At 64.8% G+C, this 10,778-nt stretch carries 6 protein-coding genes and 1 pseudogene; 2 read left to right on the top strand and 5 right to left on the bottom strand.

The window, feature by feature from the left end:
• From L979_RS11710 to L979_RS11695, 4 genes and pseudogenes are all read right to left on the bottom strand, one after another.
• Positions 1-227, bottom strand: a pseudogene (locus tag L979_RS11710) (hypothetical protein); the annotation flags it as partial.
• A complete protein-coding gene (locus L979_RS11705; protein ID WP_231559529.1) occupies positions 224-1,060 on the bottom strand; it encodes a purine-nucleoside phosphorylase in 837 nt (278 codons plus the stop codon). The gene L979_RS11705 and the pseudogene L979_RS11710, both read right to left, overlap by 4 nt.
• 124 nt (positions 1,061-1,184) lie before the next feature.
• The gene (locus L979_RS11700; protein ID WP_047692387.1) at positions 1,185-4,058 is read right to left on the bottom strand and encodes an ATP-binding cassette domain-containing protein; all 2,874 of its coding nucleotides are present in this window, start codon (positions 4,056-4,058) and stop codon (positions 1,185-1,187) included.
• 196 nt (positions 4,059-4,254) lie between these two features.
• Positions 4,255-6,240 (bottom strand): BCCT family transporter, encoded by a 1,986-nt coding sequence (locus tag L979_RS11695; RefSeq protein WP_081994419.1) that lies wholly within the window; start codon positions 6,238-6,240, stop codon positions 4,255-4,257.
• Between the two features lie 179 nt (positions 6,241-6,419).
• Here L979_RS11695 and L979_RS11690 point away from each other — a divergent pair, with 179 nt between their 5' ends.
• Positions 6,420-7,847, top strand: a complete 1,428-nt coding sequence (locus L979_RS11690; RefSeq protein WP_047692389.1) for an NAD(P)H-quinone dehydrogenase — start codon at positions 6,420-6,422, stop codon at positions 7,845-7,847.
• Between the two features lie 220 nt (positions 7,848-8,067).
• On the top strand, positions 8,068-9,060 hold the full coding sequence (locus tag L979_RS11685) for a hypothetical protein (protein ID WP_047692386.1): 993 nt from the start codon (positions 8,068-8,070) through the stop codon (positions 9,058-9,060).
• A 99-nt stretch (positions 9,061-9,159) separates the two neighbouring features.
• On the opposite strand, the gene L979_RS11680 is transcribed toward L979_RS11685, so the two are convergent.
• Complete coding sequence (locus L979_RS11680) at positions 9,160-10,569, bottom strand: MFS transporter (protein WP_047692385.1); 1,410 nt, start codon at positions 10,567-10,569, stop codon at positions 9,160-9,162.
• Between the last annotated feature and the right edge of the window lie 209 nt (positions 10,570-10,778).

Genomic DNA, 10,778 nt, shown 5'->3' with positions numbered 1-10,778 from the left:
GCCGTGCCGAACTGCAGGGTGCCGGAGAACCGCTGCGCCAGATCGGCCACCGCCGTCTGAGCAGCCTTTTCACCGGCAGATGGATCCGTGGCGGTGGCCACCAGTTTTTCCAGCTCCTGCCGGGTTTCAGCATCCGGGTCCTGCGCGATCCATGAGCGAACCGCCTCCAACAGGTGCGCTCCGGAACCGGGCCAGAGGGGGGAGGCGGGGGAGGGTGCCGTGTTCATCGGATGGCTCCTACGATTTCTGCCAACAGTCGGGCAATCCGTGGGGCGGCGGCCTGCCCGGCCTCCACCACTTCCTGGTGGGACAGCGGGGTCTGCTGGATTCCTGCCGCCAAATTGGTGACCAGCGAGATCCCCAGGACCTCCAGACCGGCGTGGCGCGCGGCAATGGCTTCCAGCGCCGTGGACATGCCCACCAGATCTGCCCCCAGAACACCTGCCATGTGGACCTCTGCAGGGGTTTCGTAATGCGGACCGGGGAACTGGGCGTAGACCCCCTCATCCAGGGACGGGTCCACGGACCGGGCGATCTCCCGCAGACGCTGGGAGTACAGGTCCGTGAGATCCACGAACGTGGCCCCTTCCAAGGGTGAGGTGGCCGTGAGGTTGACGTGATCGGAGATCAACACCGGCGTCCCTGACGACCAGCTGGGATTGAGCCCACCACATCCGTTGGTCAGGACCATGGTGGTGGCCCCGGCAGCCGCTGCCGTGCGCACACCGTGGACGACCGCACGGACACCGCGTCCTTCGTAGAAGTGCGTGCGGGCCCCGATCACCAGTGCGTGACGCTGCCGGCCGTCGGAGTCCGGGGCGGCCAGTCGAATCGACCGCAGGGTTCCCACGTGCCCCTCCAGGGCAGGCTTGGAGAACCCGGGAATCTCCGTGGCGGGGATCTCCGCCACGGTCTCACCCAGCAGCTCAGCTGCCCCGCCCCACCCCGAACCCAGGGTCAACGCCACGTGGTGGGTGTCCACTCCGGTGCGTTGCCGGAGGGCATCAGCTGCCTGCTGGGCCAGATCGAATGGGTCATGGGAGTCGGTGGGGTTCACCACGGTCAGGGCCTCCTTGAGCGTGCGGCTCTTGTCACTGCGGCGGGTTGGCGCAGTCGGGATCCATCCTGCCATCTGGATCACAGCGGGCCACTGACCGCGGTGGATCGGAGCCGGGGCTCAAGTGTCAGTGCTTGCGCTTCTTGACCCGGCGGATCGAAAGTACCGAGAGCAACAGGAATGCCACACCAAAGCCCGCGGTGATGCCCGTTGAACCCCACCACTGCACGGTGCCTTGCTCCCACATCGAATCCAGAACGGCACTGGAAGTGTCCACCTCGGGGATCTCGGGTGCCTCCGGTGCGGGCAGGCCCGCGTCCTGTGCGGCCGTCACGGCTTCGTCGTGAGCCTCCTGGGCCTCGGCATTGGCCTCCTCCTGGGGTAGTGCGACTGCTGCGGTGCGTACGATCTGGTTGATGTCCGCAGACTGGGCCATCGCGGCGTAGGCCCAGCGCGTGGGAACCACCTTGGACGCGGTGTCGGAGACTCCCTCCATGGCGAACAAACCACCGCAGAAGATCAACTGCACCACCACCAGCAAGGACGCTGTGTTCATGGCGACGTCGGAGCGGCCGACCAGGGCGGAGACCAGGAAGCCCAGCAGCCAGGAGGTCATGATCAGCAAGAACGTGACCAGCCACAGTTCCAGCCACATCGGCCCCCAGGAAGCCATCGAGTCATGCGGGATCAGCAACAGGACTGTGAACACCAGGATGGCCGACTGAATCAGTGAGGTCACGATGGTCACCAGGGTCTTGGCCCCCACATAGGGCCACACCCCCAACCCGGTTCGGGCTTCCCGCAGGAAGATCTGTTTCTCGTCCAGGAATGTCCGACAGGCGGGGAATAGACCAATGGCCACGGCCGCCAGCAGAATCACGATCAGCACGATCTGCGGCTGGTTGATCTCCGATTCCGAGGACTGCGGGTAGGTCAGCCCGTGATCACCCGGGACCACCAGCACCAACAGCGCCAAGAGGGCCGGTGCCACAAAGGTGGTCACCATCACGGACGGCAGATCGGTGCGCATCAGCTGGATCTGACGGCGCAGCAGCACCCCCAGCTGGAACATGCCGCGGCGGGTCACCTGCTTCTGCGGGCCGGCCGGTGTCTGGGCCGCCAGGCGTTCGTGGGTCACGTGGAAGACCTCGGTCCGGAAGGCAGCCGCTGCGGATGCCGGATCCTCCTTGAGCCCCTTGTAGACCTCACGCACCTGCGGGCCCAGGTTCTGGGAGCGCTCAAAGTACGGCATCATCCCGTCCGGATCGCCAAAGTAGGCCACCGAACCACCGGGGGCCAGCACCAGCACCTTGTCCGCCAGGTCCAGATTGGCGGTGGAGTGGGTAATCACGACGACGGTGGAGCCCTCCCGGCCGCCGACCTCACCGTGGGCCATCCGGCGCAAGAGGTCCATGACCTCAAAGTCCATGTCCGGATCCAGACCGGAGGTGGGCTCGTCCAGGAACAGATAGCGGGGCCCGGTCAGCAGTTCCATGGCCGTGGACACGCGTTTGCGCTGGCCACCGGAGAGTTGTCTGACCGGGGTGCGGGCGTGTTCGGTGAGTCCCAATGACTCGATGACCGCAGAGATGCGGCTCTGACGTTGTTGCTTGTCCACGTCTTCGGGCAGGCGCAGGGCGGCAGTGGCTTCCAGGACCTGTTCGGCGGTCAGATCCCGGTGCAGCACGTCCTCCTGGGGCACCATGCCGATCTGGGATGAGAGCACCGGGCCGAACTGGGACATGTCCAGTCCGTGGTACTCGATCCGTCCGCGGTCCGGGTTGATCTCACCCAGCAAACAGTTCAGGAAGGTGGACTTGCCGGCACCGGATGGGCCGATCACCGCAATCAGGGACCGGTCCGGGATCTCCAAGGAGACGTCATCCACCAGGGTGCGCTTCATTTTGGGGTTGATCCGATCAAGCACGGAGAAGGTCAGATCCCGCACCACGATGGACATGTTGCCTTCGGCGCGGATCAGCTCACACAGACCCACCGAAGTCTGGCGGAAGGGCACGCCGCCGATCACCACCTGGGACCCCACGTGCAGGGGGACGGTGCTGGTGATGCGTTGACCATCCACCCAGGTGCCGTTGGTGGAACCCAGGTCCGTGATGGTGGCACCGTCACCGGTGCGGGTCAGGCGGGCATGCTGGCGGGAGACCAACAGACCGTCGATCAGCACATCAGCGGAGGCATCCCGGCCCACGATGATGGACTCGCCAGGAACAGCCGGGCGGAAGGCCGGGGACAGGCGCATGCCTGAACGCTCGTCCTCCGGGCTGGGGGAGGCAGGCATGATTTCCGTGTTGTCCATGCGGTTGACCCAGGAGCGCTGCTGGGCCTCCACCACCGGTGCGGACGGATCAACGCCAGAGGCAGAGGGGCTGCCCTCCGATCCGGCCTCCCGCCGGATCTGCCCTGGGCCGGATGGTGTGCCGTCCAGACCTGCAGTGGCCCGGTTGATGCTGATAGCGGCCACGGTGGGCTCTGCGGAGGTCACAGGGATGTCGGCCGAATGGATGCGGGAGGATGCGTCGTCGTTGGTGTTGTTGTCGTCGTGGTGCGTGGGGGCCACGATCCCGTAGGTCTGGTCTGGCTGCGGCTGAGCGGTGTCGGCGGCGGGTGCCGCAGCAGGATCCGGCACAAAACCGTAACCGGCGGCGGGATCCGCGGAAGTCTGCGGGTCCGGTGCGGGCGGGTCCATGACCTTGAACTCAGCCCCTGCACCCGTACCGGGGGCCAGGCTCAACCGAGTGGGGCCCGTGATGATGGCCGCCATGTTGGCCATGAGCATGTACCCATTCATGGCAGTACCCGTGCGGGTGCCGCGGTCCTCCACCGTCCAGCAATCCCCACTCCAGCGCAGAATCACGTGGATGTCCTGGATGGCCGGCGACTGCAACTGGATGTCCGCGTACTGCGAGGAACCCACGGTCCAGGGGCGCCACGGGTCCAGCTCGCGGATGGTGCTGCCCACCTCAATAATCAGGGGGTGCATGAAACTCCTTCGGGACGTGGCGCGTGATGACGCATCGATCATGCCCTACTGCGTTTGCAATCGCATGGCCGTGACAAAGAATTGCACACTCCACGGGTTTGGGCGTGCTCACAACGACGACGACCCCCACCACATCGCGCCCTTCCCGGGTGGGGGATGAGCACGGTGGCGGGGGCCGTCGTCGTGATGCGGGGGACTACTCCGGCTTCTGCGACCCACGGCCGCGGGGGCGGCCCAGGTTGGGGCGCGGGAAGGCGGGGCGGGTCCGGTCGATGCGGTAGTCGATCCGGCGGTCCACGTAGGACTCGAACTCGGGGAACTCGGAGAGGTTCTCCGTGATCTCCTCCGTGACCAGAGCACGCATGCGGTTGATTTCCTCACGGCGCAAGGCACGGTCACGCACCCGGGTCTCAGCAATCAGGGCGCGGACGGTGGCCACGCACATCAGCAGCAGCACCACGCTGAAGGGCAGCGCTGTGATCAACGAACCTGCCTGCAAGGCACCCAGACCACCGGCCAACAGCAGACCCACGGCCAGGAAACCTTCCAGCAGGGCCCACAGCACACGGGACCACACGGGCGGGTTCGGATGACCGCCGGAGGCCAGCATGTCCACCACCAGGGATCCGGAATCGGAGGAGGTGATGAAGAAGACGGCCACCAGGATGATGGCGATCACGGACAGGATGGAGCCCAGGGGCAGTCCGTCCAGGACCTGGAACAGCGCGGACTCCACGGAGACCTCCCCGTCCACCACCAGGTCTCCCTGGCCGTAGAACTGGCGGTACAAGCCCATGCCACCCATCACGGAGAACCAGAAGAAGCCCACGATGGTGGGCACCAACAGCACACCGGCCACGAACTGGCGGATGGTGCGGCCCTTGGAGATGCGGGCAATGAACACACCCACGAACGGGGACCAGGCGATCCACCAGCCCCAGTAGAAGATGGTCCAACCGGTGAACCAGCCTTGGGCCTCCTCCGTCTGCTGGTGGGCGCCCACGTCAAAGGTCATCTGCATCAGGTTGGCCAGGTACATGCCCAGCGATTCCACAAAGTTCTGCAGCAGGAACACCGTGGGGCCCAGCAGCAGGACGCTGATCAGCAGCAGCCCCGCCATGGACAAGTTGATGTTGGACAGCCACTTGATGCCTGCACCCAAGCCACTGGCCACGGAGAGAATGGCCAGGAAGGTGATGATCACAATCAGGATCACCAACAGGGTGTTGTCCGCGGTGTTCACCACGCCCATGGCCACCATGCCTGCAGAAATCTGCTGCACGCCCAGGCCCAGGGAGGTGGCCACGCCGAACACCGTGCCAAAGATCGCCAGAACGTCAATGGCATCGCCCAGCCAGCCCTTGACCCGGTCGCCGAACAGCGGCTCCAAGGCCCAGCGGATGGACACCGGGCGGCCGCGGCGGTGGATGGCATAAGCCAGGGCCAGACCGATCACGGCGTAGATGGACCACGGGTGCAAGCCCCAGTGCACAAAGGTCTGGGCCATGGCCAGGCCCTGCAACTGGGCCTCGCCGCCGTCCCAACCCGGCTTGGGGTTGACGGTGGAATAGGTCAGAGGCTCACCCACGCCGTAGAAGACCAGGCCAATGCCCATGCCGGCGGCAAAAAGCATGGAGAACCAGGACAGAACCCCGAATTCGGGTTCCTCGTCATCTCTGCCCAGGCGGATGTTGCCCATGCGGGAGAAGCCCAGGACCACGGTGAAGGCCACAAAACCACCGATGATGAGCATGTAGTACCAACCCAAGTTGGACACGATCCAGCTCTGGGTGGTCTCAAAAATGTCGCCGGTGAAATCCGGGGCCAGGATGCCGATCACACCGACCGCCAGGATGACGATCATCGCAGGCCAGAACACCCGCGGCGCCACCCCGAACTTGCCGATCTTCACGCCTTGTTGGCGCAGTTTGGCGGTGATTTCGTCGTCACTGTCCTGGGCCTGGATCTGCTCGGACTCAGGGACGGTCAATTCTTCATGCAACGCGATTGCGCTGCTGAGGGGGGAGCCGTTGGCCTCACCTGGATATTCGGTGGTGGTCTCAGGCGAATCGGCTGTAGTCACCGTTGAGTTGTTGCTTGCCGCTGAAGGTTCACCGGCGTGTACGGCGTCGTTCTTTGCCGAGCCCTCCGCGGAGGGCGGTGATGCATCGGAGGAAGACATGAAAATCCCATCTGAAGTACAAGTGGACCCCACCACCATGGTCAAGACCCACCCTAGATTCAAATTGACTCGTCAAGTGTTCGGGGCGGATTCCCAGGTTTCTGAGGGGCTTGGGGGTGTAGAAACCCGCGCCCTGACTACCCAAGCCCGGGGTCCGATTTTTTTGACACAATGCAGTGGTGAGTTCAATCACCGAAAGTCTCAAGAAGAAAATCGTGATCATCGGCGCCGGCCCTGGCGGGTACGAGGCCGCCTTGCATGCCCGGGGCCTGGGGGCAGAGGTCACCCTGGTGGAGCGGCAAGGCACCGGCGGCGCGGCCGTCCTGACAGATGTGGTGCCCTCCAAAACCCTGATTGCCTCTGCAGACACCATCCACCGCTTCCATGAGGTCCAGGACCTTGGCGTGCATCTGGTGGGCGGGCCGCAGGACGGCACGGAAATCGAGGGTCTGGCCGCAAATCTGCAGACCATCAACGCCCGGCTGTTGCGGCTGGCCGCCACTCAGTCCCGGGACATCCGCCGGGGTCTGGAAAAAGAAGGTGTGCAGGTGGTGGACGGCACCGGCTCGATCGCGGATCCCAACACCGTACACGTCAAGGCTGAGGACGGCATGGAGTACGACCTCACCGCAGATGCCATCCTGGTGGCCGTTGGCGCCCACCCGCGCACCCTGCCCAGCGCACAGCCGGATGGGGAACGCATCCTGACGTGGACCCAGGTCTACAACATGGAGGAGATTCCCGAACACCTGGTGGTGGTGGGATCCGGTGTGACCGGCGCTGAATTCGCCTCCGCCTACAACGGCCTGGGTGCCAAGGTCACCCTGGTCTCTTCCCGGGACCAGGTGCTGCCCGGTGAGGACTCAGATGCGGCCGATGTCCTGGAGAACGTTTTCGAACGCCGCGGCCTCACCGTGGTCTCCCGCTCCCGTGCTGAAGCCGTGGAGCGCACCGACGACGGCGTGGTGGTGACCTTGTCCGGCGGACGCAAGATCGCGGCGTCGCACTGTCTTTTGGCCGTTGGCTCCATCCCCAACACGGAAGGTCTGGGGCTGGAGGAAGTGGGCGTCAAGCTTGAGGACTCCGGGCACATCGCCGTGGACCGGGTCTCCCGGACGTCCGTGCCCAGCATCTACGCAGCCGGTGACTGCACCGGTGTGCTGCCGCTGGCCTCCGTGGCCGCCATGCAGGGACGGATCGCCATGGCCCACGTGCTGGGCGATGCCGTCAAGCCGCTGCGCACCGCGGTGGTGGCCTCCAACATCTTCACCTCACCGGAGATCGCCTCCGTGGGCATCTCGGAGCAGGCCATCAAGGACGGTTCCTTCTCCGCGGACGTGATCAAACTGGATCTGGCCACCAACGCCCGGGCCAAGATGATGAAGGTGGAGGACGGCTTTGTGAAGCTGTTTGCCCGCAAGGGCCCGGGCACCATCGTGGGTGGGGTGGTGGTGGGTCCGCGTGCCTCCGAGCTGATCTTTGCCATTTCCGTGGCCGTGTCCAAGGGGCTCACGGTGGACGACTTCTCTGAGACCTTCACGGTCTACCCGTCTCTGTCCGGCTCGATCTCCGAGGCCGCGCGACGCCTGCACCACCTCCAGAGCTGACCCTCCCCTCTTCCCCGCCGAGTAGGCCTTTTGATCGCTGCTGATGCACTCAGGGGCGATCAAAAGGCCTACTCGGCTGTCTGGGGGAGGAACTGCGCCTTGGGCCCAGCCCAGTGGTGGTGACTCCACAAGATCCGCTCGGGGCCTGCGAGGCTGGGGTGGTTGTCCCCAGATGGCGGTTCGGGGCCCGTGGGCTGGTTGACCAGGATGTACTCGGCTCATGGTCACTCCCGCGCACATCCCACCAGCCGAACTACCAGACCGCTGCTTCACGACGGCGGAGGCCGCTGCCTGCGGGGTCACTCGCAGCCAACTGTTGGGCCCAGGCTATGTCTCCGTGTGCCGCAACGTCTGGGCCACGGTCCAGCATGTGGTTCCCACGGACCCTGTTGCCTGTCTGATGGATGTGCTGCCTGCATTCCAACTGGTCAACCCCAAGGCTGCTGCCAGTCACACCTCGGCAGCGCTGCTGTTGGGTCTCAGACTGCCGGGTCGGTTGCGGACTCCGTTGCCGGGCCACGTCACGCACTTTGCGGGACATCGTGCCACCCGGCTCAAGGGTTGGCACGGTCACCGGGAGAACCTCCATGAGGAGGACTGCTGGCTTCACAACGGAATCCGGGTGACCGGACCTGTCAGAACAGTGGTGGACCTGGCAGGTCTCTCGGGACCGCGGGGGCCGTGGTTCATGGCTGCGGAAGACATTGTGGCCATGTTGGACGGGGTGATCAACCAGCACCGAGTTGGCCCGCTGAGTCTGATGCCGGCACTGAGATCGCCCGATGACGTCGAGTTCGATCTCAAGCGCTTGGCCGGCAGGCGTGGCGTGGCCCGTGTTCGCTCGGCACTTGAGTTCGCTCGGCCCGGGGTGGATTCTGCTGCGGAAACTCGGGCTCGACTGGTGCTGATGGAGTTCGGGCTGGGGGAGTGGCTGACCGACGTCGAACTCCATGTTCCCGGGCACCGAGCCGTGTGGCCTGATCTTGCCAACCCGGACTTGAAGATCTCCCTCCAGATCGAGGGGCCACATCACGACGCCGATGCCCAACGCGTCCGTGACATCGAACGCCAACGGGCCACGGAAGCCGCCGGATGGATCGAGATCCGGGTGTTGATCTCAGATCTGTATCCGCCGATCGGTTCTGCACCGGGTACCCCGCCGCGCGTCGTCGAACTGATCCGTCAGGCCATCGCCCGGCGTGCGGCAGCCTGACATTCATCCCCCACCCCATACGCCGAGTAGGCCGTTTGATCGCTGCTGATGCGGTCAAGAGCGAGCAAACGGCCTACTCGGCGGCGAATGGGAGGGGACTTACTTGTTGCCCACTTCCACCATGTCCACGTGGCGGGTCTCCGGGGAGAGCCACAGAGCCACAAAGGTGATCACGGCCGCACCGGAGAGGTACAGGCCCACCGCGGGCACACCGAAGGAGGCGTTGAGCCACACGGCGGCGTACGGCGTCAGGGCCGCACCCAGGATGGAGGCCATGTTGTAGGCGATTCCGGAGCCGGTGTAGCGCACGTTGGTGGGGAACAGCTCGGGCAGCACCGCGGACATTGAACCGAAGGTCAGACCCATCAGAGCCATGCCCACACCCAGGAAGACCACCAGACGCAGCATGCTCAGGTCCTCACCGGTCCCCAGGTTCTCCGGGGCAATGAACCAACCGAACATCAGGCCGAACACCACGATGCCGGCGGTGACCACCAACAGGGAAGAACGGCGTCCGTACTTGTCAGCCAGCCAGCCAGAGACCGGGATGGTCAGAGCGAACAGCACCACTGCAACCAGCTGGATGACCAGGAAGTTGCGGTAGGGGATGCCCAGACCACCGACGGCGGAAGATCCGATGCCGTAGGACAGGATCCATGCGGTCATCAGGTAGAACAACACGTACGTGGCCAACATGATGAACGTTCCCTGGATGATCTGCAGCCAGGACGTCTTGAACACCTCGGTGACCGGGGACTTCACCGGCTCGGAGCGTTCCACGGCCTTCTTGAACACCGGGGTCTCCTCCAGGGAGAACCGCACGTAGAGGCCAACGCCCACCATGATGATGGAGGCGATGAAGGGAATGCGCCAGCCCCACACCAGGAACGCGTGGCTCTCGCCGCTGTCCGCCAGGGTGGTGAAGCCCATGATCACGGTCAGGATCAGGAAGAAGCCGTTGGCCAGGATGAATCCGAACGGCGCACCCAGCTGCGGCCACATGGCGGCGCGGGCACGCTTGCCTTCCTCGGCGTATTCGGTGGCCAGCAGGGCGGCACCTGACCATTCGCCACCCAGGCCCAGGCCCTGGCAGAAGCGCAGGATGGTCAGCATGATCGGGGCCCACAAGCCGATCGAGTAGTAGGTGGGCAGCAGGCCGATCAGGATGGTGGCAATACCCATGGTCAGCAACGCGCCGATCAGGGTCACCTTGCGGCCCACCCGGTCACCGAAGTGCCCGAACAGCACGGAACCGATGGGCCGTGCGATGAAAGCAGCGCCAAAGGTGGCCATGGAGGCCAGCAGCTTGGCGGTCTCGTCCTCACCGGTGAAGAACAGCGCCGGGAAAACGGCCACGGCAGCAGTGGCGTAGACGTAGAAGTCGTAGAACTCGATGGTGGTGCCCACCAGGGAGGCTGCGCGGACGCGGTTTCGCAGAGTCTTGGCGGGTGCAATGGGGTCAGTGGTCACCGGGTCCGGGGAATCGGACCGGTCAACGGAAGTTGACATGGCTTCCTTCGGTTGGAGGGAACGTGAGGGACGTTCTGGCGTGAAAGCTGGGCCGTGGTCAGAGCCCCGCTCGATGTCACGGGGAGATTACACCCGGTGTCACATTCCGGAACACTCATCTCAGGATGTGGTCACTATGTGGACGCCTCGCCCTACCTTCCCCCGCCGAGTAGGCCGTTTGATCGCCCCTGACCGCGTCAGCGGCGATC

Source organism: Kocuria sp. ZOR0020 (assembly GCF_000800955.1).
In the GTDB taxonomy this organism is placed as follows: Bacteria; Actinomycetota; Actinomycetes; order Actinomycetales; family Micrococcaceae; genus Kocuria; species Kocuria subflava.
Note: the sequence above shows the minus strand (reverse complement) of the source record. Positions and strands in the feature narration are given on the sequence as shown.

Excerpts from the sequence above, each read along its gene's own strand:
- L979_RS11700 (WP_047692387.1), bottom strand. The coding sequence starts at position 4,058 with ATGCACCCCCTGATTATTGAGGTGGGCAGCACCATCCGCGAGCTGGAC.
- L979_RS11695 (WP_081994419.1), bottom strand. The coding sequence starts at position 6,240 with ATGTCTTCCTCCGATGCATCACCGCCCTCCGCGGAGGGCTCGGCAAAG.
- L979_RS11685 (WP_047692386.1), top strand. The coding sequence starts at position 8,068 with ATGGTCACTCCCGCGCACATCCCACCAGCCGAACTACCAGACCGCTGC.
- L979_RS11680 (WP_047692385.1), bottom strand. The coding sequence starts at position 10,569 with ATGTCAACTTCCGTTGACCGGTCCGATTCCCCGGACCCGGTGACCACT.